This window comes from Zhenhengia yiwuensis, from assembly GCF_014384995.1.
GTDB lineage: Bacteria > Bacillota > Clostridia > Lachnospirales > Cellulosilyticaceae > Zhenhengia > Zhenhengia yiwuensis.
Map to the genome: position 1 here is coordinate 42,246 of NZ_JACRSY010000008.1, position 22,246 is coordinate 64,491.

A 22,246-nucleotide genomic window follows, 5' to 3' on the forward strand; every position below is an offset into this window, starting at 1 on the left:
CTCTTCCTTTATATTTTATTCCATAAATTCATAATAACAATTTCTACATAATGGCTTATATTTATCTTTCTCACCTAATTCAACTCTTTGTGTGCTATCACTTTCTAACTTAGCCGAATAAACGGCATCAGCCCCACAATGTGAACATACAGCATGAAATTTATTTACTTCATCAGCTAAACACATTAGATTGGCTATAACTTCAAAAGGTTGCCCTCTAAAATCCATATCCAACCCACTACAATATACAGTTTTACCTCGTTCTATTAAGTCCCATATATCATTAAAGATTCTACCATCAAAAAATTGAACTTCATCAATTAAGACAATTTGAATATCATCTGAAATATAAGTCCTAATATCATCATCAACGGGTATTGATTGGGCTGTAACTCTAACCCCTTTATGGTTTACTATCTCATTAACACCATATCTATTATCTAAGTCTGGCTTTAAAAATACTACTTTATGACCAGCTAATAAATGTCTCTCTCCCTGTCTTTGTAACTCTGTTGATTTACCACTAAACATTGAACCTGTATTAATTATCAATTTGTTTATCATTGGGTTATGCACTTTATTTCCTCACTTTTTATTTAATTTGCCACCAGCAAGTATGCACTTAAGCCCATACTCACCAGTACAATTTGACCTATGATTCTTCCTATATTTCCAGCTATTAAATAACCAACTACTCCACCTGCAAATAGCAAGGCTTGTAACAACATAAATGATGCAATTAGAACTAATGTCAGCAATAAAAATATCTTTAACTTATTCATTATACAAATAACCCCACTATTGCACCACTTAATAAAGTAGTAAGTAAACCACCCACTAATGCTTTTAGTCCCATTTTTGCAACCTCTGTTGAACGTTCTGGACAAACGGCTTTATAGAAGGCTGTCTGAATACCGATCACACTAAAATTTGCAAAGTTACAAAGGGCTACAGATAAAATTGCAAGTGTTCTTGGGGATAAGCTACCAATAATTATGGACATATCCGTATAAGCCACATATTCATTAATGGCTGTTTTCATAGCGATTAATGAACTGAATGTACTAATTTCCTCCTGTGGAATATTAAATAACCATCCTAGAGGGGTAAATAACGCACCTAATAGACTTGATAGGTCTTGTCCTACAAATCCTAAGCCATAATTCAATAACCCTACGAATCCTAAAAAACCAATCAATGTTGCACCAACGGAAATTGCAATGTTCACACCCTGTACAGACCCATTCCCAATAGCTTCAAAAATATTTGTGTCCTCGGATTTTCTGACTTCGTATACATCCAATTTACTCTTTTCAGTTTCGGGAACTAATAACTTAGCAAAAATTAACGTTGCTAGTGGTGAAGTAAATGTTGCAATCAATAAATACTTCATTGGAATACCTAGTAATGTATATCCAGCTAGGATTGAAACGGATGCACTAGCAAAACCACCCAGACATAACGTGAATAATTCTGAACGGGTAAGGTCTTTTAAATATGGTTTAATTAATAATGGTGCTTCTGTACCACTAAAGAAAGAACAACCTACAGCACCGAATGTTTCTACTGGTGTAGTTCCTAGAATCTTAGCCAAGAATCCCCCAATATGTTTTACTAGAAATGGAATCACGCCTATGTAATAAAGGACTGACATTACTGCACTTGTAAAACAAATCATACCTAGTACATTAATTGCAAATGAATAGTTATTTGTTGCAAAATCACCAAATACAAATGCTAACCCCTCATTCCCAAAAGAAAGAACTTTATTTAATGAATTGGACATAATCTCTAGGATTTTTTGCCCTATAGATGTTTTCATAACAAATAGAATTAAGGTCAACTGTAATACTGTAGCAATACCTACACTTTTCCAATTAATCTTTTTCCTATTCTCTGACAGTAGAAACCCAGCAAGGAATATTAAACTAATTAATATAATAGTATTTATCATTTTTTCTTACCTTTCTTCTTCTCAACGTAGCTTGTCAAATCTTCATCACTTAACCACACTTTTTGGGTAATACCCTTAAATTCAACACACATATTTAGTCTGCAAAATGTATCTATATCAACGATTGTCCCGATCGGTTTTTCCTCTAAAATTTTTTGTGCAACCCCTACATTTACAAATGCACTCCGTAAATCTTTTTCAGTTCCACAAAATATAACTTTATCGCCTAAGTTCATATTAAGCACCCTTTCTTTCTAGTACATCAAGCATTAATAATGAGTAGCCAATAATATCTTTAATTGTGTCCTCTACACTTTCAGATTTAATTTGTGCATCCTGTTTCCCATCTGTAAGATTCTTAATTCTTCCTAGTTTATCAGATAATCGAATAGTAAACGCTGTCCACCCATATTCATTAAATAGATTTTCAAAACTGTTGTTATAGTCATTATTTTTTCTACTCACCAGTTCAGCAATTTCTAAGGCAATACGTTCAACGTTTGGAGTTTTACCAGCTATAAAGTCCTCATAAGAAACACGATATTTTATAAACTCCTTATCATCATCTATCCTACAATCTCTTTCCCTGTATGCTAGGTTCTGACCTTTCCCACTCATTACAAATACAAGTCCATTCTGTTCATCATATTCATTGAAAATTGCTGTGCTATATGTTACCTCCCCTCTATCTCTTTTTCTAACGCTTAATTTTGTCCCCTTTGGCACTTTGTTCCATTGAATCATCATTTATAATCTCTCTTTCTTCCTATAATTAAAGCTGAATAATTATTTTTTTCTTTGGTGTACTGCACATCAACAATCAACCTACGCTTTTGTAAACCTTCCACTCTTTCAGTAACTTCATCCATGAATCCGTGTGGGTCACAATTTTCAATTAAACCAATACTGACAATATTACTCATTCCATATCTCCTTATTGAAAAGAGGGGACTTTCACCCCTCCTAGATTATTAGTCTTGGAATACCTCAACAATTTTATATTCATCAAATCCCTTTGAGTTCTTACTATACTCTAAAGCGTATTCTAGCCCCTCGGCTTTAATTGTGTCATGTACTTCACATAGTATATTGTGGAATGGTTCAAAGTCTTCAAAGTCAACTACTACACCACTTTCTAACGCCCTAATTAACTCTACATTTTGGTGAATCCAAAAGCCCCTAGTCATTAATTTATTATAGAAAATAATTTGACCCTCATATTGACCAGCAAGAACCTTAAACCAAATACTAACCATCGGGTCACCTTTTTTAGATTCTTTTAGTTCAAGTTTTTCAACGGCAACTTCATATGTACCATGTGGAACTTCCACCCTATCACTTGCACTCCCTGTATTAGATTTAGCATTTTCAAAGTCTTTTTTAAGTCCTTCAACGTCAACTGTATTTTTCCATTTAGCAAAGATATTCGTCATAATTTATTATTCTCCCGTTCTTGTTCTTCTAGTTCTAGTTTGTTCGTTTGATTCATTAGCTTGTGTAGGTTCATCTGTAACTGGTTTTTTCTTTGGTGCTGGACTTTCATATAAACCACATAAGGCATCCCATGAAAGAGGGATTTTGTCTACAGTAACATTTTTAAGTCTGCCACCACCAAAAGTAACATCATCCGTTTTAAATGCAAAATATCTTGAATCACGTTCTATTTCAATACGTGTTACAAAGTCCACCATTCCAGCGAGTTTATTCGCTACCTTTTCATTAATGGATGGTGCAATTCTTGTGATATTATCACCATTAGCCTTAAAAATGTTTTTACTAATATCCATATGTGACAATAGCACGATTGTTTCAATATCTAAGTTCATAAGTCTTCTCATGGTTCTTAGGAACTCGGAACGTACATAATCATATGCTTTTGTGGCTTGGTCTGATTCGTGGTCAAGTCCTAATTTCTGACAGCCCCAAATTCTACAATGTTCATAAATATCTTCTATTAGGTCAATGATTAATGTTTTAAACTCATGTTGACCTTTTTCCAGTTCATCAACAATATCTTTAAAATAGTCCCAAGCTAGGGTGGTTTTTTTAACCCTTCCCACCATTTCAACTTGGTCTTTAATGCTTAAATATGGTGCTGTAACTTCATTAATATTCCCATCGGTATTTAACATTAAAGGACTTTCGCACGCATCAAAGGTGGTTGTTTTACCCGAAAAAGGTGGGGCATAGCACCAAATCCTTTTTCTATTACTAGTTTGTTTTTCTCGTCTTATGGCTTGTGGTAGCATATCTGTTGTATCTCCTTTTTGACAATAATTATAGTATTCACACCATGAACATAAATCGGTCGGCTTCTTCTCAAAGGATTCAGCTTGAAATATATCAATGACCCCATTTGTAAAATCAATCACTTTGTTTGGGTCATAAATAACCTCTTGTATGAATGGTTCTTTATCTTTTAAGATTTCTTTTAGTCGCTGTCTAAACTCTAATAGTGATTCATTTTTCTTTTGTCGAATTTGAGTTTTAGGGATGAATAAATAGTACATTTTATCAACCTTATACCCTAATTGTTCTAGGTAGTATTTATAAACGTGTAATTGGGATGATTTCATGTAAGAATCAACGTTGTTACTGTATTTATAATCATAAATATCTATTAGTCCGTTATCCTTCTGAACTATTAAGTCAACATAGCCCTTGTAGTTGTAAGTATTGATTTCATATTCATGTACTAGTTCACCGTCTTGATTAATCTTTTCTAGTAGCTTTAAAGTCTTGCCTAACATATTTTCAAGTTTTATTACTTCGTTATGGTGCAAATCATTAACACAATAATAGTTGCTGAAATAACTCCGTATAGCCTGTTTAATACTGTTTTCCTCTAAACCTGTATGTATGGCAACCCCTAAATATAAGGCATTGTTAGCATCTTGATTTGGCAACGTCTTAACTTTTTCAAGATACCTCAACCCAAACTGAAAAGGACACCTTTTAAAACAATCTACTTTTGAATAACTGAACTGTTTCATTCACCAGCACACGCCTTAAAATCTGATATGCATTCAGAACATACAAACATATCTGTACTAGCATCTAACGGGATATTATAAAAGTAGTCCCCAATATAGATTGGTTCATAACAACAATCACAAAGGGTAAATTCTTGTGGTTCTTCGGGTTCTAGTCTATAATCATCAACGTGTTTCATAGTTGTTTCAACTCCCTTTTAATATCTTCCCAATTCTTAGGGTATACAAATTTTGCATAACCCCCAGCATTGGCTATTAAATCAATATTTCTTATTTGTAGGGGTGACGGTTTACCATTATCAGCCTTTAGTTCTAAGGCTATAAATCTACCATTCACAACCCCTACAATGTCGGGGATTCCTGCAACTTGGAACATTGAACCCCCATGTACTTTAAAGAACCAGCATTTATCAAGATTCTTTAAAAACGGTTTTACTTGTCTATCTTCAAATTGTTTTTCTGTCATTATGCTATTTTGTGAATTATGATTTTATCTGTTACTTTACTAATGCCGTACTTGAATAGTGAGTATATAGCTTGTCTTGTTTGACCCTTTAATCTTGCAATCTCTGCAAAGGATAAATCATGCAAAATATGAAGTCTGATTACTTCTGATTGCTTTTCAGACAATCTACTATCATTTAAAATGTTTTCGATATATAGTCTATCCTCCATATTGAACGAATCTGTTAAATACTCGTATTCAATACCATCTGTATCATTAAAGTAATCTAATGAATTGAATGTGATACCCCCACCTCGTCTTGCAGTTGCATCCATTCTTAACTGGTTAGCTATTTTATTGCACATACAAGTGAAAATAAATGATGTAAATTCAACTTCTCTTGTTTCGTCAAATTGTGGTGCTGATTCAATAGCCCCTAATAATGCAATTTGAAATAAATCTTCATCGTGTGCTTTATATTTATTTACAGCCTTCCACACTAAGCCAATGTTATCTTCAATCCATTCATCTGTAATCCTCATACGCTGTCTTCTCTCCTCTAGTCAATAAACAAGTTAATTGTATAGTCTTCTCTATTATCCAAAGATGCTTTTATATCTTCATCTATGGAGTTATCTGTTAGTAAGTAATAATAAAAACAAGTTCTCTCCTGTCCAATCCTATTTGTTCTCTTTTTACTCTGCATAAACTGTTCGGCTGAACGTGTTAAACTAAAGTAAATGATTTTATTTGCCTTTTGTAGATTTAAGCCCATAGAACCAGCTTGATACTGTATTAGAGTTATACTGTTATCGTGTTCATCATAGGCTGTTAAATCATGTGTATCGCCGTTAACAACGGATATTGGTCTATTAATTATACTTTTGATAATTTCTAACTCCTTTTTGAAGTTATAAAATATAATCAATCTATCATTTGTACTTTCTATCAAGTCCTTTAATTTATCAATCTTATCTTTGTTGTACTGGCTGGCTAATTGTCTTAGATATAATGCCATATTCAATGGTGTATCACCGATCATTTCAACACCATCAACCGTTATTATTCTATCTTTTAAGAACTTCTTATATGAAGTTGGCAACTTACATTTGTATATAGTTTCAATCTGTGCTGGTAATTCAAACGCATCTTCTGTCCTCATAAATACAGCACCATGTTCCCGAAACTTCCTTTTTAGCATATCTACATTTTTATAACCAATCACTTTGTCAATCTTAAACCCACCAACGTCCATTTTTATTGTTCTTATGTAGGTTGACCAGTAATCTTTTTTGGTTATATTCATTCCTAGTAATTTAGCTTGTGTGTAAAGTTCCTCATATTTGCCACCCGTAGGCGTACCACTTAGTAAGATTGTATTTTTAGGTTTAAGTTTCATTATGAACTTTGTTCTTTTTGAAGTATCATTTTTTATATATGAACTTTCATCAAGTATCAAAGTGAAATTTTTTAGCTTTAGTAATTCGGGTCTACGCCACACCACATCATAATTAATTACACCAACATTAGAATCAAATATAATGTCACCTTTTATTTTAGATAAATCTCTAACAGTTAAGTAAAAATAATTCACCTCTAAGTGCTTTATCCATGTATCAATTAATGATTTTGGACATACTATTAAGGTGTAATCACTTTCTAACTCCATCATCTTTTCTGTTGCACAAAATGTTTTACCAAGTCCCATATCTAAATAATAAGCCACTTTATTTTGACCTCTAGTGAGTTCTAACGCCTTTTCTTGGTGTGGATATAGTGTTACGTTAGACGGTTTGTTCATGGTATTCCTCATTGTTCCCTATCAGTTTTAAAAGGTCAGTTGCACGCACTCTAGTTGTACCAAATTTAACCGTTGGAAGTTCCCCACGTTCTATCATGTGATATACTGTACGCTGGCTAACTCCTAGTAATTCAGCAACATCGGAAATTTTATACAACTTTCCAAGTAAGGATGCTTTTTCAGTTTCAAGTTCTTCAACTCTTTTTGTTAATAGAAAAAGCTGTTGCTCTAGTTCTTTATTTGTCATTTTCAAATTCAAGTGCTAAGTCCATAAGGTCATACACTTTAGTGACTTTACAGAAAAAATCAATGATTAAGTCTAGTCCCTTTTCAGATACATACATTTCATCATTGACTAGCTTAAATTCATTAACTGATTTAGGGAATTTAATAACAATCAAGGCAATAATACTAACCATCGCATCATGTGAAATGTTCATGGTTTTAGAGATTCGTGTTAATTTAATGTGTTGTCTCATTAGCTTTTTTTCCTTTTTCCATTCATTTTTTTTCATATTTTCTCTTAAATACGTTTACATTCACATGAAAATAAGATAATATAAGGGGTGAGAGATTCCTTTTTTTTCAACTTAAATTCATGTTTTCATACGCATCAAGAAAGTTGTAAACTTTTTCCTTTTTTAACGTTTACATACTAATAATATGCGATTACTTTCTAAGTGTAAAGAAAAAATAAGAAAAAAAATTGAAAGAAATCGAATAACCTTGAAAAAACTTGCACATAAGGAGAAATAGCATGACTATATCTAAAGAAAAAACTCTTTTAGGGGAACGCATCGAAATGCTTTGTGAGGAAAAGAAATTGACACTCGTTGAAGTTGAACGGGCTTGTAATTTAGGAAATGGTACTTTAAGAAAATGGATAAATGGTACAGTTCCAAATGCATCCTCTCTAAGTGCCATTGCTGATTACTTCAAAGTCAGTCTTGATTGGCTTATGGGTAAATCTGATAACCGTTCTAAATTTGAGGAATGGTCGAGAAAGTATGATGTGGAACGCCTAAAGAATGAAGCTAAGACTTTTGAAATGTTAGGTAAGATAAAACAAATATTCTCTAATGTAGAATTAGTGGACATTACAGAACATGAATTAAATATGCTTCAAGTATATGTTGAAGCATTAGCTGAAACAAGAAAGAAAGTATTAGAAGAGTTTAAAGACACAAGAAAATAAAAGAAGTGTATAATGCATACGCTTCTTTTTTCAACTTAGGAGGGACTTAGCATGGCTACTTTTAAAAAACGTGAAGAGATAAGAAACGGTAAAACTTATCAGCGATGGCGTGTTAGGTTTACAGATGTGCTAGGTAATAAAAAAGAATTTAGTGCTAGTACAAAACCAAAAGCCAAGAAAAAAATGGATGAGTGGAACGAACAACTAAATCAATTTAAGGGACTTGCTAATAATAAGGCGTATACAGTATCAGAATGGACTTATACGCATCTTTTAGTAAACAAGTATAACAAAGTATCGGCTGGCACATTTGAAGGCTACATGACGATATATAACAATAATATAAAGCACTCTAAAATAGGTAAGATGCAGTTGAAAGATGTTTCACCCATAGATGTTCAAAACTTCTTAAATGAATATGATAATTTGGCATACTCCACGATCAAAAAATATTATTTAGTTCTTTTACAAGCCTTTGATAGTGCTGTAAATAATCGCCTAATTGCAACAAACCCTGTAAAGGGTGCAATTATACCTAATAAAGACAAAGACCCAAAGGAGATTGAAATATTAAGCCGTGACCAGCAAAGGGCATATATTAAAGCCCTAGAGGGTGAATTACATGGTAATCTATATCTAACGGCACTATTTACGGGTATGCGAATTGGTGAAATTCTAGCATTAACTTGGAAAGATATTGATTTTACTAAGCGTACAATCGCTATAAATCAATCTGTAAGGCGTGTTAGAACTTATGCTAGTGACGGTACACCTAGCGATTCAAAAACGCTTACAACGCCACCCAAGCGTAAATCATACCGAACCATACCACTACCTACATTTCTTTATGATAGACTTGAACCCCTTAAACCGAATGACCTAAATAAATATGTCTTTGGTACTACAACTGGTAATGTACAATCAGCAAGGAATGTTAGAAAATACCATGACAGAATATGTACTAATGCTGGACTTCCTAATTTTGGACTACACACCCTAAGACACACATATGTAACCCGTTTGATTGAAGCTGGTGAAAGTCCAAAAACCATCCAAGACCTAGTGGGACATAAAGACATACAAACCACCTTAAATATATATGGTCATGTTTTAGAGGAAACAAAAAAAGCATCAGCCGATAAACTGGATGCTCTTTTCAATGATTTAACTTGATATTATTTTTTTTGCCCACTTTTTTCGCCCACTTTTCGCCCACCTACTTTTGTGAAACATAGTGAAAAAACGTGAAAAAACGTGACAGTTTTTGAGAATACTCGCCACTATTAAACAAGGCTCTAACCCTTGATAATAGTGGCTTTTCTAGTCTTATCAATTAATGAACCGTCTGGGACTCGAACCCAGGACCCTCAGATTAAGAGTCTGATGCTCTACCAACTAAGCTAACGATCCAGATGACACAACTTTGTGTACTTGCTTATTATATAATATGTATTCCAAATTGTAAATACTTTATTATTATTTTTTTCTATAATTTTAATAAATCATACACTCTACCTATTCCTTGTAGGTGCTTTTTACCTTAATTATAGCTCTTCCACCTCTAGTTCCCTGATTGACCAAGTACATTCATAAGCTCATAGTCAGTGTATTGATGCTGTTATAGCTGCCAGCTTTATAGAGGATGAACATGAGATTATAAAAAGAAAACCCCTTTATGACAAAAAGGACTGCCACCAAATTCTCTTCGTGTCAGTCCTTTTATCAACTCTTTATTTAGCAGTAGCCTTTTTGCCTACTTTGTTTTTGTTATGTTTTCTTTGGAACTTTCTCATTTCATACCATAATGGACTGGCAATGAAAATTGATGAGTAAGTACCTGCGATAATCCCCACTACAAGTGGGAAAGCAAATTCTTTTACTGAAGATACTCCTAAGAAGTAAAGAAGCACTACCATTACAAGTGTTGTAATAGATGTATTAATTGAACGTGTTACAGTTTGTCCTACGCTTATATCAATAACTTCTTCATCACTTCCTTTAATTCTACCTTTATTCTCACGAATACGATCGAAAATAATAATAGTATCATTAATAGAATATCCAATGATTGTAAGCATTGCTGCAATAAATGAATTGTTAAGTGGAATTCTAAATAATGCATAAACACCTAACATAATAAGTACGTTGTGAAGAAGTGCCAGTACAGCACTTGCACCAAATTTAAAGTCTTTGAAACGAATTGAAATATAAATTAACATAAGGATTGCACCAAGTAATACAGCCTGAATAGCTTTCATTTTAAACTCTCCACTGATTGTTGGTGCAAAGTTAGAATCTGTTGAAAGAATATCTTTTTTCTCACCTGTTAAATTATATTTTTCAGCTAGTGCCTCATATAATTGTGTTCTTTGTTCCGATGTTGTTGGTTTCATTGTAATAACAAGCTCTGTTGTCCCTGTTACTTTTTGCAGCCTTGGTGAAGCATCTGGAATGACTTCATTAATAATTGGTAAAATATCAGTTTGTGGATTCACATCTTGTCCAAGGTCAATCTGCATAACAGAACCACCTTTGAACTCAATATCATAATTAAGCATACCATTGCCACGCATAGCGTTAAACGGCATTGCAAGCAATCCTACTAAAATAAGAACTGAAGAAAGAATGAAAAAGATTTTTCTATTTTCAATTACGCGTAAGTTTTTCATTTTTATGCTCTCCCTTCTTCAGTATGTTTTTTTGCTCCATATAACACTGGCTTATCAATACCCATTTCTACTAAAAGTTTGAGTAAAATCCTTGTTACAACAAGTGCTGTAAACATAGATACGACAATACCGATAGCAAGTGTTGTTGCAAAGCTTTTGATAACTCCACTGCCCAGTGTATAAAGTACTCCTGCTGCAATGAGTGTTGTTACGTTACCATCTAAAATAGCACTGAACGCTTTATTAAATCCAGCATCAATCGCTGAACGTACACTTCTACCTACTGCAAGTTCTTCTTTAATACGTGTAAAGATAATAACATTAGCATCAACAGCCATACCAATTGACAAGATAATACCTGCAATACCTGGTAATGTAAGTGTTGCACTTGTTAAGCTTAATACGATAAGAAGAAGTGCTACATAGATTACAAGTGCAATATCTGATGCCATACCACTAAATCTGTAAAGAGCAACCATAAAGATTAAGATAAAGATAAAACCGATTACACCTGCTTTAATACTTGTATCTAATGCATCCATACCAAGCTTAGCTCCTACACCTTTAGACGAAATGGCATTAAGTGCAAATGGAAGTGACCCTGCCTCAATACGTTCGGCTAATTGTTTAGCCTCATCTGTTGTAAAGCTGCCTGAAATCATACCTTCTCCATTTGAAATATGATCTGAAATGCTCGCTTGGCTAATAACTTGGTCATCTAATTTAATAAAAATAGGTTTGCCTATATTATTCTTTGTAAACTCTGAGAAAATTTTAGTGCCCTCTGCATCCATTTTAATAGACACAGCTGGTTCTTGTGCACCTAAGTTGTTTGGTACTACAACTGGGGTAGCTTTTTCTACATTTTTACCTGTTAAAATTTCATTACCTTCTTGGTCGAAGAATTTAAGCATAGCTGCTGCACCAATACTGTCAATTGCCGCTTGAGCATCCTCTACACCTGGAATATCTACACGAATACGATTTGTGCCTTCTTTAGCGGCATCAGCCTCCGTATAACCTTCTTTATCTAGTCTCGTACGGATCATCTGAATAGCTGCATCCATATCCTCTTCAGTTGGATTCTCAATTGCTGCTTCATAAACAATATTTACCCCGCCTTGAAGGTCAAGTCCTAGTCTGATATTTTCAATACCAAATAAGTTGTTTTCCCCAACTCCGAAGTAAGCAAGATATGAAAGACCTGCAGCAACCACTAACATTAGTACAAAAAGTACAATACTTTTGGGTTTCTGATTGCCTTTTTTCATTCCTTTTTCCTCCTTAGTGCTCTAAAACTCATTAAGTTGATTATATAATTTCTACTATTTATAGTCAAACCCTTTACAGGAATTATTCACTTAATGCAGCTTTTAATCCAATTGCACACTCAAGGCGTTTTCTTTGCATGTCACAACCATTTTCATAAACAGAGTTAATATCTCCATTAAAGTTGTAAGAGTTAGCAGCACATCCACCACTACAGAAGAATTTAGCCCAACAGCTTGTACACTCATCTTTGCTGTATACATTACACTTCTCGAATTTCTTACGTTGTTCGATGTTTTCTACACCTTTCCATACGTCACCCATTTTAAATTCTGGCATACCTACGAATTGGTGACATGGATAAAGTTCACCTGTTGGAGTTGCTGCAAGGTATTCTGAACCTGCTCCACATCCTGCAAGACGTTTGTGTACACAAGGACCACCTGTTAAATCAACCATAAAGTGGAAGAAGTTAAAGCATCCATTTTCTTCTTTATGACGTCTAAGCATTTCTTTTGCAAGACGTTCATATTCCTCGCAAATTACTTTAATATCATCCGCTTGAAGCGCATAATCCATTTCCTTTGGTGCAACTACTGGTTCTGCTGATACCTCTGCAAAGCCTTGGTCTGCCATATGAAGTACATCGCTTGCAAAGTCTGTATTGTGGTGTGTAAATGTACCACGAATGTAATATTGTTTGTTACCACGTTTTTCTACAAGTTTTTTGAACTTAGGAAGGATGATATCATAGCTTCCTTTACCATTTACAGTTGGACGCATATGGTCATTAACTTCTGGACGACCATCTAAGCTTAGTACAACGTTATACATATGTTCATTTAAGTAATCAATAATTTCATCATTTAAAAGAACACCATTTGTTGTCATTGTAAATCTAAAGTTTTTGCCTGTTTCTTTTTCAACACTTCTTGCATAATCTACTACACCTTTTACAACTTCAAAGTTCATAAGAGGCTCTCCACCAAAGAAGTCTACTTCAATATTTTTACGATGTGCTGAATTTTTTGCTAGGAAATCAATAGCTGCTTTCCCTACCTCTAATGACATCATACCACGATCACCATGGTACTCACCTTCACCTGCAAAGCAATATTTACATTTAAGATTACAGTCATGTGCTACATGGAGACAAAGCGCTTTAACAACGGGTTCTCTATTTAAGAAAGCTGGCACTAAATCTTTGTATGTATCTTCTGTATCAAGCATACCTTCAGCTTTAAGTGTAAGAAGTTCTTCTACTGCTTCTTCTAACTCCTCTTTAGCATATTTGCCTTCATATTTAGCAAGTACTTCTGCTTTTGGAAGTGCAATAACATCCTCTACAATTTCGTAAGCAATGTCATCAATGATATGGATTGCACCACTATGTACATCCATTAAAATATTATTATCTTCGAACTGAAACTTATGGATCATAATTTTTTCCTTTCTATGTATAGGAGATTTAACTACTTAAGGTTTAAAGGGCCGTGCATAAATTAAGCTTCCAACCGAAGTTGAAAGCTTAATGATGGTCAAACTTATTTTTCACAAGCTTGGTTACCTACAGTACAAGATGTTTTACAAGCTGATTGACATGATGTTTGACATTCACCACAACCACCTTTAGCCGCACTGTTTTTTAAGTTTTTAGTGTTAAGTGTTTTTACGTGTTTCATTGCATTTCCCTCCTCGCTATAAACCTTGCTTATTATACCATATCTTGAGATATTTGAAAACATAACTAATAATTATTTCTAATTAAAGGATTAGCCCTATTTAAAAATTTACTTCGCATTAGCTACAGAGAACATACCTGCAAGTACACTGCTTACAACCGTTAAGATTATTAAAGTAATGAGATAGCCTATATTCATTCCTTGTACACCACCTGTTACAAGAGCTAAGATAACGAAGATAACAAGATAACTTATGCCACCTATTAATCCCCATTTATAACCTTGTTTACCTTCCTGCTTAGCAGTATCATAGCCTACTAAGGCAGCTGAAGCAATGGTACCAATAAGGATAATCCACTTTTCAAAGTTTGGTCCAAGATTGGTATATGTAATCATAAGCGTTGCAAAAATAATAAAAATAGCAGTTAATGCATACGCAGCAAGATTAGATTTAACAAGTGTCACAGCAAGTTCCCCGATGTTTACGTTCATTTTCTTTTTATGTCTGCTCATCTTACTCCTCCCCCTTTATAAATGTTCTTTTATATTTTACGTCCAATGCATGAGAAGTATGCTAAAATAATAGAGTATTTTACCAAAGGAGGTTGTATGATGAAACTTATAGACTTACATGTCCATTCCAATAAATCAGATGGTACACTTACACCGAGTGAGGTTGCCAAATTAGCTCATTCAGCTGGTCTTAGTGCTATTGCCCTTACAGACCATGATACAGTTGCAGGTGTAGCTGAATGCATGGAAGCAGGCCAAGCCTTAGGCATTGAGGTTATACCAGGCATTGAACTTTCTGCAGATTTTCATGGTAAGGAAGTCCACATTCTTGGTCTTAACTTAGATCTTACGAATCCTACACTTCATGCTACTCTAAAAAGTTTTGTAGAAGCTAGGGAAGCCCGTAATAAAAAGATGCTTCAAAAATTGCAAGAACTGGGCTTTGACATTACTGAGGCTGACCTTGGTAAACCTGAAGAATTAAGCATCATTGCTAGACCTCACTTTGCTCGTGCATTAATGAACAAAGGCTATGTTAAAACCCTTGATGAAGCCTTTGAAAAGTATATTACACCTGGTAAGCCTGCGTATGTTAAAAAGGCTGCACCTGACTATAAGGTATGTATTGATTTAATCCATGCAGTTGGTGGCAAGGCTATCTTAGCTCATCCTTATATTTATAAATTTACTAATCGCAATCCTTTCCCTCTTATTGAAGAGTTAGCTTACAACGGACTTGATGGTGTAGAAGTTATTTATCCAAAGCACTATGATCCTGAAGTACACAGACTTACACAATACTGCAAAGGCCATCATCTCATCATGACTGGTGGTAGTGATTTCCACGGTGATAACAAACCAGATATTCGAATAGGCTGTGGCTTTGGCCGTACTGAGGTACCTTATACCCTCTTAGAAGAACTTAAATAAATCATATAAATACAAAAAAGGTGAAAGTCTTATATAGACCTTCACCTTTTTATATTCATTTACTATTTGTTCTATTTACTTAGCTGGTGTTTCAGCTGGTTCTACAGGCTCAATAACTTCTACAAATTCAAAGTGAGTCACTTTGCCTGTTTGAAGACTTACAGATACAAGTAAAACATCGTCACCATTTTTAAATTTTAAACCTGAGTATTGCTTGTTGCTCATACCTTTTTCAATGCCTTCAAATATAAGTGAATCTGGATTAGCTACAAGATTTTTTTCTTTAATAAACTTCATAGCAATTTCTTGTTGCTGCTCTACTGTTAAATCCTGTGGCTTAGCTTCACTATATGTGACGACAATAGCACCTGTTAACTCATTCGTTTCAGGATTTAAACTCGCACCATATGAAGCAATTTGTCCCTCTTGTGGCTTGCTTTCCATTGTTGCTTTAATAACATTATTGCGATATAAATAGGATTCTGTCGGTACATCTACAAGTACATAACTTTCAAATCCTTCTAATTTACGTTCTACACCATCATTTACATCGACATCAAAGTAATTTTTCATAGCATCTTTTGTAATCTCATGTAAAGTCTCTACTTTGGCTGGGTCTTCAATTGGTACGGATTTCATCTGCTCTGGTCCCATACTACATCCTGTTAAAAAAGCGCCTAATAAACCCATAATACCAATACAACTAAATAATTTTCTCATCGTGTCCTCCCACTAACTCTTGTTTTGCTAACTTATTATAGCATGTCTATTTAAGGTTTTATAGGCAGTATACTTGCCTATTATGTAATTTCAATAAATTTTATAGAATTTCCTGGGCAATAAAATAAACTGCACCCTTATTAAAATAGTGCAGTTTACTGATCTTTATTGTGTAATATAAGCAAAGAGAAGCTTAATTGTATTTTCTAAGCCTTCGTAATGTGTACGTTCCATACCATGTGAAGCATGTACACCTGGTCCAATAAGGGCCCCACGGATATTGTTTCCACCTCTTAAAGCAGCTCCAACATCTGATCCATACATTGGGTAAATGTCTACTACATAACGCAAGTCATTTTCTTTAGCAAGTTCAATAAGTTTTGATGTCATTTGATAGTCATAAGGACCACCTGAATCTTTAGCGCAGATAGAAACATCTTGTTCACTGCAGCTTAAATCCTCTCCAATACATCCCATGTCTACAGCAATCATCTCTGTAATATCTTCTGGGATATAAGAAGAACCATGACCTACTTCTTCATATACTGAAATGAAGATTTTAACTGTATAAGATGGTGTTACTTGTTCGCGAGATAAGGCTTCAAGTAAGCCCATAAGCCCAGCTACACTTCCTTTATCATCAATAAAGCGTGATTTAATATAACCACTTTCTGTAATAGTTGTTTTTGGCTCAATAAAGATATAGTCTCCATTAGCAATGCCAAGGTCCTCTACATCTTGTTTACATTTAACGACTTCATCAATACGCACTTCCATGTTATTTGCATTTCTTGCTTTTGAACTTGCATCTTCATAGACATGAGCAGCTGGACTTGTGCTTAAGAAAGTCCCTGTATAAATTTTACCTGAGCGTGTACGAATTTTACAGTATTCCCCATCTAAAGTTGCTGCAATTGGTCCCCCTACAAGTGTGAATTTAAGTGTCCCACTACCTGTAATACTTCTTACCATAGCCCCTAATGTATCTACGTGAGCTGATAATCCAATTACTTTCTCATCACTTTTACCTGGTACTGTAATAATACCGCAGCCTTTACGTGTTGTTTCAAACGCGTACCCAAAACGCTCTGCATATTTTCTTATTTCATCCATAATTTCAAAGCAAAAACCACTTGGACTATGATGCTCTAATAGCGCTTTTGCTGTTTCGAGTACAAACTCTTTATTAATTTTCATCTCACAACTGCCTCCTCTTTTGTTTAAAAAATTAGTCTTATTATATCACTTTTTAGAATCTTTATCTATTTTTTTGATAGATGAGATGTTTCATTTCTTCATAGACAAACTGAGGCAAGGTCTCTCCAAACAAAGGTGTCCCCTTTTTATTATACAGGCCATGATAATCTGAGCCGCCTGTAATAAGTAAATCCCTACTCTGGCATATGCCAAGCAACTCCTGCCGTACATCTAATCCATTTGAAGGATGATAAAGTTCTAACCCATCTAGGGCCGTCTGACCAATCAACTCATGATATAACCCTTCATTTTTCTTTTTAATTTTACCAGGATGGGCTAAAACTACTTGCCCTCCATTTCTCTTAATCAACTTCGCCACTTCTTCAAATGACAGATAGTCATAGTCATCTGGCATATAATAAGGTGCATTACTTCCAAAATAAGTAGGTATAAGGTTCATAACATCCTCTTCTTTAATATAACCATACTTAGCTAACACACCTAAAAATTTAGCTCTATAAAGAGGTCCACCCTGTCCTGCCTCTATAAAGGATTGTTCATCAATCTCAATGCCATTTGCCTGCATAAGCTTAATCTGCTTTAAGTTCTTTTGCCACTCTTCCCCTAATACACTCTTTGAGTAATTTATAAGCTCCTGCGATAAATGGTCTATGCCATAACCTAATACATGAAACTTAAGTCCTTCTTCTTTAGCTGTTAGTTCTATCCCTGTAATAATATCTATACCATACTGAGTACTTAACTGAACCTCCTCAGGTATGCCTAATACTGTATCATGGTCAGTAAGGGCAATAGCCCCTACCGACCTTTTAGCTGCTTGCTCAAAAATCTCCTTAAGCGTGCTGCTTCCATCAGAATAAACACTGTGGAAGTGAAGGTCGCTACTTAAGATGGAGGACTTCATTGAGCACCTGATTCTCTTCTGTCTGTGAATCATCTTCACCCATGTCTTCCCACTTCGTAAAGTAAGTAAGTACAAAACCACCTGCATAAGCTAGAACTGTACCAATTAAATAGTGAATCATCATTTCCTGTGGGATAAGAAGGGTAAGTGGAAGTCCAGAAAGACCAATTCCAATAGAAGCTACTTTCATAACTGAAACGTAAGCACCGCCTACTATAGAGCCAATACATGCAGTAATAAATGGTTTACCAAGTGGCAAGGTAACACCAAACATAAGTGGTTCACCAATACCCATAAGGCCTATAGGTAGTGCACCTTGAAGAACTTTTTTAAGTTTCTTATTCTTTGTTTTTAAGTAAATAGCAATACCAGCCCCTACTTGACCAGCTCCAGCCATAGCAAGAATTGGACGTAATAGGTCAACGCCTGTTGTATCAATCAGGCTGACTTCAATTGGTGTAAGCGCTCTATGAAGGCCTGTCATAACAAGAGGCAAAAAGGTACCTGAAAGCAGTGCTCCAATCAATATACCACCTTTATCAATAAGGTACGTTACACCAATACCTAGCCATTCAGATAGGAAAGCACCTAATGGATGGATAATAAACAAGCTACCAAATCCTATGACGAGTAGGACTATAGTAGGTGTTAAGATTAAATCGATAACACCTGGCATAACTTTTCTTAACCATTTCTCTAGCATCGTACCTAATGCACAGGCAATGAGTACAGCAATAATACCACCTTCACCTGGTACAAGCTCGTTGCCGCCTATAGTAATCTTAGCTAAGCCATCTGCCATCAAAATACCTGATATAGCACACCCTAGCGCTGGACTTCCTCCAAAAGCTTTAAATACATTCATACCTACCATAATATTCATATAAGTAAAAATACCCTTGCCAATAACACTAAGCATGTTGTACATGTTTTTGTCAATAAGTTCTACATTATAAAGAATCTTAGAAGCTCCATAAATAATACCACAGCCAATAAAAGCTGGAATAAGTGGTATAAATACGTTGGCAAGTTTTCTTAAAAAGTTTTTAAATGGTGTATTATTTTTCTTTTTCAGTTCTGCTTTTCTATCAAGCACTTCATCTACTACATCCACAGATTTACCTGTTAGCTTACCAAAAGCACTTGAAACTTTAGGTGCATTACCAGGTCCTAAAATAATTTGTATTTGTCCTCCTTGTTCTACACATCCAAGTACACCATCAATAGCCCTAATCTTTGCTTGATCTGCTAATGCTTTGTCTTTTAATGTCACTCTAAGTCTTGTTGCACAGTGTGATACGCCTACTACGTTGTCTACTCCCCCTAGCTGTTCTAAAATACTTTGACTCATTACTTCAAACTTATTAGCCATAGCTCCCTCCCCTTATTATTAAATAGAATATACCCCATTACTAAATATATGTACCGACCTGTAAGTTTACTTCTATAAATGCAAAATTTGTCTTAAATTCAATTTTGATTTATTATTAAAATTATTGTATTATAATGAGTATATTTCATAATTTACAAAGGGAGTGACAAGAAATGATTTCAAATAAAATGCAAACCTTAGTTGCTAATAGCTCTACCATTCGCGCTATGTTTGAAGAAGGTAAGAGACTTGCAGCTATCCATGGGGCTGAAAATGTATATGATTACAGTTTGGGTAACCCCAACGTATTACCTCCAGATACAATCAAAAAAGCCATTATGGAAATTCTTGATTCAGAAAATTCAAATGTCATTCATGGCTATATGAATAATTCTGGCTATGAAGATGTTCGCACAGAAATTGCGAACTTTATTAATAAAAAACAGAGCCTTAAACTAGATGCTTCTAGTATCGTTATGACTTGTGGCGCTGCTGGCGGACTCAACATTATTTTAAAAGCATTACTGAATCCTGAAGATGAAGTCATTGTATTTGCACCATTCTTTGGAGAATACCGTAACTATGTAAGCAACTTTGACGGTAAATTAATTGTTGTTCCTGCTGATACTACTCACTTTGAACCTAATATAGCAGCCCTTAAGGAAGCTCTTACATCACGTACAAAAGCCGTCATCATCAACTCCCCAAATAATCCAACAGGTGTGATTTACTCTGAAGAAGCTATTAAACACTTGGCCGCTACTCTTGAAGAAGCGGAGAAAGCCTTTGGCACATCTATCTACCTGATTTCAGATGAGCCTTACCGCGAAATCGTATATGATGGTGCTGTTGTACCTTACATACTTCATTACTACAAAAACAGCTTTATTGGCTATTCTTACAGCAAATCACTTTCACTTCCAGGTGAACGTATTGGTTATATTGTAGCACATCCTGAAATGGACCATTTTAATGATATGATGGCAGCTCTTAATGTGGCTAACCGTATATTAGGTTTTGTAAATGCTCCATCTCTCTTCCAAAGAGTTATTGCTAAATGCTTAGAAAGTGAAGTAGACGTTTCTATTTATAAACGTAACCGTGACTTACTTTATAATCACCTTGTAAGCCTTGGCTTTGAATGTATCAAACCAGAAGGAGCTTTCTACCTCTTCCCTAAAACACCAATTGCAGATGATAAAGCTTTCTGTGAAGCAGCAAAAGCTTTTAATCTACTTCTTGTACCAGGTTCTTCCTTTGGTTGTCCAGGCTATATGCGTCTTTCTTACTGTATCAGCTATGAACAAATCCAGCGTTCTTTACCTGCATTCACTCAACTAGCTGAGGCCTATATCAAATAATAGTCCTCTCACTTAGGAGCAAACTTTATATTCGAACAGGCTTATTTCTTAGGTGTTATAAGCCTGTATATTTTTAATCCACACCTAGCTCAATCCCTCTGGGCGTTTCAGTCCTTTAACGAATGGCAATCTCCAATGTAAGCATTACACTGAAAACATTGTAAAAAAACTACCCCCTATGCCTAATAGCATTACTAAAATTTACACAAAAAAACACCTTATCTAATAAGATAAGGTGTTTATGTATGCCCAGAGCCGGAATCGAACCAGCGACACGAGGATTTTCAGTCCTCTGCTCTACCGACTGAGCTATCTAGGCATATAGAGCGCGAGACGGGACTCGAACCCGCGACCCTCTCCTTGGCAAGGAGATGCTCTACCAACTGAGCCACTCGCGCAAAACATGAGCCACCGGAGGCTCGAACTCCGGACCACTTGATTAAAAGTCAAGTGCTCTACCAACTGAGCTAGTGACCCATATTCTATTATACTATTTCCTACGACTTAGGAAATAAATCGGGGTGACAGGACTCGAACCTGCGGCCTCCTGAACCCAAATCAGGCGCTCTAGCCAAACTGAGCCACACCCCGATAGCTATTTCTAGCAATGACCCATAGGGGAATCGAACCCCTGTTACCGCCGTGAAAGGGCGGTGTCTTAACCGCTTGACCAATGGGCCTTATAAAATCTGAAGCTATGCCCAGAGCCGGAATCGAACCAGCGACACGAGGATTTTCAGTCCTCTGCTCTACCGACTGAGCTATCTGGGCATATAAAGCGCGAGACGGGACTCGAACCCGCGACCCTCTCCTTGGCAAGGAGATGCTCTACCAACTGAGCCACTCGCGCAAAACATGAGCCACCGGAGGCTCGAACTCCGGACCACTTGATTAAAAGTCAAGTGCTCTACCAACTGAGCTAGTGACCCACGACAGCAAATCTTAGTTTCAAGTATTGAAACTGTAGCTTTGCAAGTCCCTTTAGGGATACATGTTATGCTATTTCCTACAACTTAGGAAATAAATCGGGGTGACAGGACTCGAACCTGCGGCCTCCTGAACCCAAATCAGGCGCTCTAGCCAAACTGAGCCACACCCCGATATGCTATTTCTAGCAATGACCCGTAGGGGAATCGAACCCCTGTTACCGCCGTGAAAGGGCGGTGTCTTAACCGCTTGACCAACGGGCCTCAACGTGTTTTATAATAACACATTCGTTG

General features: G+C 35.5%; 27 protein-coding genes and 11 tRNA genes. 4 read left to right on the forward strand and 34 right to left on the reverse strand.

All coding sequences use genetic code 11. From position 1 onward, the window contains the following. Positions 1 to 15: 15 nt before the first annotated feature. The 14 genes from H8718_RS06345 to H8718_RS06410 all read right to left on the reverse strand — a co-directional run bounded on the left by H8718_RS06345 (position 16) and on the right by H8718_RS06410 (position 7,672). On the reverse strand, positions 16 to 564 hold the full coding sequence (locus H8718_RS06345) for a thymidine kinase (RefSeq protein WP_249332307.1): 549 nt from the start codon (positions 562 to 564) through the stop codon (positions 16 to 18). A 32-nt stretch (positions 565 to 596) separates the two neighbouring features. Next, positions 597 to 782: a hypothetical protein gene (locus tag H8718_RS06350; protein ID WP_249332308.1), complete on the reverse strand. Its 186-nt coding sequence runs from the start codon at positions 780 to 782 to the stop codon at positions 597 to 599. Continuing rightward, on the reverse strand, positions 782 to 1,954 hold the full coding sequence (locus H8718_RS06355; protein ID WP_249332309.1) for a NupC/NupG family nucleoside CNT transporter: 1,173 nt from the start codon (positions 1,952 to 1,954) through the stop codon (positions 782 to 784). The genes H8718_RS06350 and H8718_RS06355 overlap by 1 nt, the downstream gene beginning before the upstream one ends. Beyond that, positions 1,951 to 2,190, reverse strand: coding sequence for a hypothetical protein (locus H8718_RS06360; RefSeq protein ID WP_249332310.1), 240 nt, complete (start codon positions 2,188 to 2,190; stop codon positions 1,951 to 1,953). The genes H8718_RS06355 and H8718_RS06360 overlap by 4 nt, the downstream gene beginning before the upstream one ends. Position 2,191: 1 nt before the next feature. After that, positions 2,192 to 2,701 carry a nucleotide modification associated domain-containing protein gene (locus tag H8718_RS06365; protein ID WP_249332311.1) on the reverse strand — a complete coding sequence of 170 codons (510 nt, stop codon included), beginning with the start codon at positions 2,699 to 2,701 and terminating at the stop codon, positions 2,192 to 2,194. After that, positions 2,698 to 2,877 (reverse strand): hypothetical protein, encoded by a 180-nt coding sequence (locus H8718_RS06370; protein ID WP_249332312.1) that lies wholly within the window; start codon positions 2,875 to 2,877, stop codon positions 2,698 to 2,700. The genes H8718_RS06365 and H8718_RS06370 overlap by 4 nt, the downstream gene beginning before the upstream one ends. A 48-nt stretch (positions 2,878 to 2,925) precedes the next feature. Beyond that, complete coding sequence (locus H8718_RS06375) at positions 2,926 to 3,387, reverse strand: DUF669 domain-containing protein (RefSeq protein WP_249332313.1); 462 nt, start codon at positions 3,385 to 3,387, stop codon at positions 2,926 to 2,928. Positions 3,388 to 3,393: 6 nt separating this feature from the next. Further along, positions 3,394 to 4,947, reverse strand: coding sequence for an AAA family ATPase (locus H8718_RS06380; protein WP_249332314.1), 1,554 nt, complete (start codon positions 4,945 to 4,947; stop codon positions 3,394 to 3,396). Beyond that, positions 4,944 to 5,126 (reverse strand): hypothetical protein, encoded by a 183-nt coding sequence (locus tag H8718_RS06385; RefSeq protein ID WP_249332315.1) that lies wholly within the window; start codon positions 5,124 to 5,126, stop codon positions 4,944 to 4,946. Before H8718_RS06385 ends, H8718_RS06380 begins: the two co-directional genes overlap by 4 nt. Then, on the reverse strand, positions 5,123 to 5,323 hold the full coding sequence (locus H8718_RS06390; protein ID WP_249332316.1) for a VRR-NUC domain-containing protein: 201 nt from the start codon (positions 5,321 to 5,323) through the stop codon (positions 5,123 to 5,125). The genes H8718_RS06385 and H8718_RS06390 overlap by 4 nt, the downstream gene beginning before the upstream one ends. Positions 5,324 to 5,412: 89 nt before the next feature. Next, positions 5,413 to 5,934 carry a sigma-70 family RNA polymerase sigma factor gene (locus tag H8718_RS06395; protein ID WP_249332317.1) on the reverse strand — a complete coding sequence of 174 codons (522 nt, stop codon included), beginning with the start codon at positions 5,932 to 5,934 and terminating at the stop codon, positions 5,413 to 5,415. Between the two features lie 17 nt (positions 5,935 to 5,951). Beyond that, positions 5,952 to 7,193 carry an SNF2-related protein gene (locus H8718_RS06400; protein ID WP_249332318.1) on the reverse strand — a complete coding sequence of 414 codons (1,242 nt, stop codon included), beginning with the start codon at positions 7,191 to 7,193 and terminating at the stop codon, positions 5,952 to 5,954. Further along, positions 7,177 to 7,440 carry a helix-turn-helix domain-containing protein gene (locus H8718_RS06405; protein WP_249332319.1) on the reverse strand — a complete coding sequence of 88 codons (264 nt, stop codon included), beginning with the start codon at positions 7,438 to 7,440 and terminating at the stop codon, positions 7,177 to 7,179. The genes H8718_RS06400 and H8718_RS06405 overlap by 17 nt, the downstream gene beginning before the upstream one ends. Next, on the reverse strand, positions 7,430 to 7,672 hold the full coding sequence (locus H8718_RS06410; protein WP_249332320.1) for a hypothetical protein: 243 nt from the start codon (positions 7,670 to 7,672) through the stop codon (positions 7,430 to 7,432). Before H8718_RS06410 ends, H8718_RS06405 begins: the two co-directional genes overlap by 11 nt. A 278-nt stretch (positions 7,673 to 7,950) precedes the next feature. Between H8718_RS06410 and H8718_RS06415 the strand changes: the two genes are divergently transcribed. Together H8718_RS06415 and H8718_RS06420 are read left to right on the forward strand one after the other, a co-directional pair. Further along, a complete protein-coding gene (locus H8718_RS06415; RefSeq protein ID WP_249332321.1) occupies positions 7,951 to 8,388 on the forward strand; it encodes a helix-turn-helix domain-containing protein in 438 nt (145 codons plus the stop codon). 51 nt (positions 8,389 to 8,439) lie between these two features. Further along, on the forward strand, positions 8,440 to 9,561 hold the full coding sequence (locus H8718_RS06420; RefSeq protein ID WP_249332322.1) for a tyrosine-type recombinase/integrase: 1,122 nt from the start codon (positions 8,440 to 8,442) through the stop codon (positions 9,559 to 9,561). Positions 9,562 to 9,725: 164 nt separating this feature from the next. Here the strand turns inward: H8718_RS06420 and H8718_RS06425 are convergent. The 6 genes from H8718_RS06425 to H8718_RS06450 all read right to left on the reverse strand — a co-directional run bounded on the left by H8718_RS06425 (position 9,726) and on the right by H8718_RS06450 (position 14,521). Continuing rightward, positions 9,726 to 9,798, reverse strand: a tRNA-Lys gene (locus tag H8718_RS06425). Positions 9,799 to 10,118: 320 nt separating this feature from the next. Continuing rightward, on the reverse strand, positions 10,119 to 11,057 hold the full coding sequence (gene secF, locus H8718_RS06430; protein ID WP_249332323.1) for a protein translocase subunit SecF: 939 nt from the start codon (positions 11,055 to 11,057) through the stop codon (positions 10,119 to 10,121). Positions 11,058 to 11,059: 2 nt separating this feature from the next. Beyond that, the gene (gene secD, locus H8718_RS06435) at positions 11,060 to 12,328 is read right to left on the reverse strand and encodes a protein translocase subunit SecD (RefSeq protein ID WP_249332324.1); all 1,269 of its coding nucleotides are present in this window, start codon (positions 12,326 to 12,328) and stop codon (positions 11,060 to 11,062) included. An 82-nt stretch (positions 12,329 to 12,410) separates the two neighbouring features. Next, on the reverse strand, positions 12,411 to 13,766 hold the full coding sequence (gene scfB, locus H8718_RS06440) for a thioether cross-link-forming SCIFF peptide maturase (protein WP_177668860.1): 1,356 nt from the start codon (positions 13,764 to 13,766) through the stop codon (positions 12,411 to 12,413). A gap of 104 nt (positions 13,767 to 13,870) precedes the next feature. Beyond that, a complete protein-coding gene (gene scfA / locus H8718_RS06445) occupies positions 13,871 to 14,008 on the reverse strand; it encodes a six-cysteine ranthipeptide SCIFF (protein WP_053986115.1) in 138 nt (45 codons plus the stop codon). Positions 14,009 to 14,116: 108 nt separating this feature from the next. Next, complete coding sequence (locus H8718_RS06450) at positions 14,117 to 14,521, reverse strand: TIGR04086 family membrane protein (RefSeq protein WP_177668862.1); 405 nt, start codon at positions 14,519 to 14,521, stop codon at positions 14,117 to 14,119. A gap of 99 nt (positions 14,522 to 14,620) precedes the next feature. Between H8718_RS06450 and H8718_RS06455 the strand changes: the two genes are divergently transcribed. Beyond that, a complete protein-coding gene (locus tag H8718_RS06455; RefSeq protein ID WP_249332325.1) occupies positions 14,621 to 15,451 on the forward strand; it encodes a PHP domain-containing protein in 831 nt (276 codons plus the stop codon). Between the two features lie 75 nt (positions 15,452 to 15,526). On the opposite strand, the gene H8718_RS06460 is transcribed toward H8718_RS06455, so the two are convergent. The 4 genes from H8718_RS06460 to H8718_RS06475 form a co-directional block, all read right to left on the reverse strand. Beyond that, positions 15,527 to 16,171: a hypothetical protein gene (locus tag H8718_RS06460; RefSeq protein ID WP_249332326.1), complete on the reverse strand. Its 645-nt coding sequence runs from the start codon at positions 16,169 to 16,171 to the stop codon at positions 15,527 to 15,529. A gap of 165 nt (positions 16,172 to 16,336) precedes the next feature. Continuing rightward, on the reverse strand, positions 16,337 to 17,368 hold the full coding sequence (locus H8718_RS06465) for a M42 family metallopeptidase (protein WP_249332327.1): 1,032 nt from the start codon (positions 17,366 to 17,368) through the stop codon (positions 16,337 to 16,339). A 61-nt stretch (positions 17,369 to 17,429) separates the two neighbouring features. After that, positions 17,430 to 18,293 carry a PHP domain-containing protein gene (locus tag H8718_RS06470; RefSeq protein ID WP_177668870.1) on the reverse strand — a complete coding sequence of 288 codons (864 nt, stop codon included), beginning with the start codon at positions 18,291 to 18,293 and terminating at the stop codon, positions 17,430 to 17,432. Then, the gene (locus H8718_RS06475; protein WP_249332328.1) at positions 18,271 to 19,665 is read right to left on the reverse strand and encodes a PTS transporter subunit EIIC; all 1,395 of its coding nucleotides are present in this window, start codon (positions 19,663 to 19,665) and stop codon (positions 18,271 to 18,273) included. Before H8718_RS06475 ends, H8718_RS06470 begins: the two co-directional genes overlap by 23 nt. Positions 19,666 to 19,838: 173 nt before the next feature. Here H8718_RS06475 and H8718_RS06480 point away from each other — a divergent pair, with 173 nt between their 5' ends. Next, complete coding sequence (locus tag H8718_RS06480; RefSeq protein ID WP_249332329.1) at positions 19,839 to 21,026, forward strand: pyridoxal phosphate-dependent aminotransferase; 1,188 nt, start codon at positions 19,839 to 19,841, stop codon at positions 21,024 to 21,026. Positions 21,027 to 21,272: 246 nt separating this feature from the next. Here H8718_RS06480 and H8718_RS06485 read toward each other — a convergent pair. From H8718_RS06485 to H8718_RS06530, 10 genes are all read right to left on the reverse strand, one after another. After that, positions 21,273 to 21,345 (reverse strand) — tRNA-Phe (locus H8718_RS06485). Positions 21,346 to 21,351: 6 nt separating this feature from the next. Then, a tRNA-Gly gene (locus H8718_RS06490) sits at positions 21,352 to 21,424 on the reverse strand. Positions 21,425 to 21,430: 6 nt separating this feature from the next. Continuing rightward, positions 21,431 to 21,503 (reverse strand) — tRNA-Lys (locus H8718_RS06495). Positions 21,504 to 21,542: 39 nt separating this feature from the next. After that, positions 21,543 to 21,617, reverse strand: a tRNA-Pro gene (locus H8718_RS06500). 17 nt (positions 21,618 to 21,634) lie between these two features. Next, a tRNA-Glu gene (locus H8718_RS06505) sits at positions 21,635 to 21,706 on the reverse strand. Between the two features lie 18 nt (positions 21,707 to 21,724). After that, a tRNA-Phe gene (locus H8718_RS06510) sits at positions 21,725 to 21,797 on the reverse strand. 6 nt (positions 21,798 to 21,803) lie between these two features. Further along, positions 21,804 to 21,876 (reverse strand) — tRNA-Gly (locus H8718_RS06515). Between the two features lie 6 nt (positions 21,877 to 21,882). Next, positions 21,883 to 21,955 (reverse strand) — tRNA-Lys (locus H8718_RS06520). A 96-nt stretch (positions 21,956 to 22,051) separates the two neighbouring features. Continuing rightward, positions 22,052 to 22,126, reverse strand: a tRNA-Pro gene (locus tag H8718_RS06525). 18 nt (positions 22,127 to 22,144) lie between these two features. After that, positions 22,145 to 22,216, reverse strand: a tRNA-Glu gene (locus tag H8718_RS06530). Positions 22,217 to 22,246: the final 30 nt, after the last annotated feature.

Coding starts and splice junctions, on each gene's coding strand:
- H8718_RS06355 (WP_249332309.1), bottom strand. CDS start 1,954: ATGATAAATACTATTATATTAATTAGTTTAATATTCCTTGCTGGGTTT.
- H8718_RS06380 (WP_249332314.1), bottom strand. CDS start 4,947: ATGAAACAGTTCAGTTATTCAAAAGTAGATTGTTTTAAAAGGTGTCCT.
- H8718_RS06410 (WP_249332320.1), bottom strand. CDS start 7,672: ATGAGACAACACATTAAATTAACACGAATCTCTAAAACCATGAACATT.
- H8718_RS06390 (WP_249332316.1), bottom strand. CDS start 5,323: ATGTTCCAAGTTGCAGGAATCCCCGACATTGTAGGGGTTGTGAATGGT.
- H8718_RS06465 (WP_249332327.1), bottom strand. CDS start 17,368: ATGAAAATTAATAAAGAGTTTGTACTCGAAACAGCAAAAGCGCTATTA.
- H8718_RS06345 (WP_249332307.1), bottom strand. CDS start 564: ATGATAAACAAATTGATAATTAATACAGGTTCAATGTTTAGTGGTAAA.
- H8718_RS06460 (WP_249332326.1), bottom strand. CDS start 16,171: ATGAGAAAATTATTTAGTTGTATTGGTATTATGGGTTTATTAGGCGCT.
- H8718_RS06480 (WP_249332329.1), top strand. CDS start 19,839: ATGATTTCAAATAAAATGCAAACCTTAGTTGCTAATAGCTCTACCATT.
- secD (WP_249332324.1), bottom strand. CDS start 12,328: ATGAAAAAAGGCAATCAGAAACCCAAAAGTATTGTACTTTTTGTACTA.
- H8718_RS06405 (WP_249332319.1), bottom strand. CDS start 7,440: ATGACAAATAAAGAACTAGAGCAACAGCTTTTTCTATTAACAAAAAGA.
- H8718_RS06375 (WP_249332313.1), bottom strand. CDS start 3,387: ATGACGAATATCTTTGCTAAATGGAAAAATACAGTTGACGTTGAAGGA.
- scfB (WP_177668860.1), bottom strand. CDS start 13,766: ATGATCCATAAGTTTCAGTTCGAAGATAATAATATTTTAATGGATGTA.
- H8718_RS06385 (WP_249332315.1), bottom strand. CDS start 5,126: ATGAAACACGTTGATGATTATAGACTAGAACCCGAAGAACCACAAGAA.
- H8718_RS06420 (WP_249332322.1), top strand. CDS start 8,440: ATGGCTACTTTTAAAAAACGTGAAGAGATAAGAAACGGTAAAACTTAT.
- H8718_RS06470 (WP_177668870.1), bottom strand. CDS start 18,293: ATGAAGTCCTCCATCTTAAGTAGCGACCTTCACTTCCACAGTGTTTAT.
- H8718_RS06400 (WP_249332318.1), bottom strand. CDS start 7,193: ATGAACAAACCGTCTAACGTAACACTATATCCACACCAAGAAAAGGCG.
- H8718_RS06395 (WP_249332317.1), bottom strand. CDS start 5,934: ATGAGGATTACAGATGAATGGATTGAAGATAACATTGGCTTAGTGTGG.
- H8718_RS06360 (WP_249332310.1), bottom strand. CDS start 2,190: ATGAACTTAGGCGATAAAGTTATATTTTGTGGAACTGAAAAAGATTTA.
- H8718_RS06370 (WP_249332312.1), bottom strand. CDS start 2,877: ATGAGTAATATTGTCAGTATTGGTTTAATTGAAAATTGTGACCCACAC.
- H8718_RS06450 (WP_177668862.1), bottom strand. CDS start 14,521: ATGAGCAGACATAAAAAGAAAATGAACGTAAACATCGGGGAACTTGCT.
- H8718_RS06350 (WP_249332308.1), bottom strand. CDS start 782: ATGAATAAGTTAAAGATATTTTTATTGCTGACATTAGTTCTAATTGCA.
- scfA (WP_053986115.1), bottom strand. CDS start 14,008: ATGAAACACGTAAAAACACTTAACACTAAAAACTTAAAAAACAGTGCG.
- H8718_RS06365 (WP_249332311.1), bottom strand. CDS start 2,701: ATGATGATTCAATGGAACAAAGTGCCAAAGGGGACAAAATTAAGCGTT.
- H8718_RS06415 (WP_249332321.1), top strand. CDS start 7,951: ATGACTATATCTAAAGAAAAAACTCTTTTAGGGGAACGCATCGAAATG.
- H8718_RS06475 (WP_249332328.1), bottom strand. CDS start 19,665: ATGGCTAATAAGTTTGAAGTAATGAGTCAAAGTATTTTAGAACAGCTA.
- H8718_RS06455 (WP_249332325.1), top strand. CDS start 14,621: ATGAAACTTATAGACTTACATGTCCATTCCAATAAATCAGATGGTACA.
- secF (WP_249332323.1), bottom strand. CDS start 11,057: ATGAAAAACTTACGCGTAATTGAAAATAGAAAAATCTTTTTCATTCTT.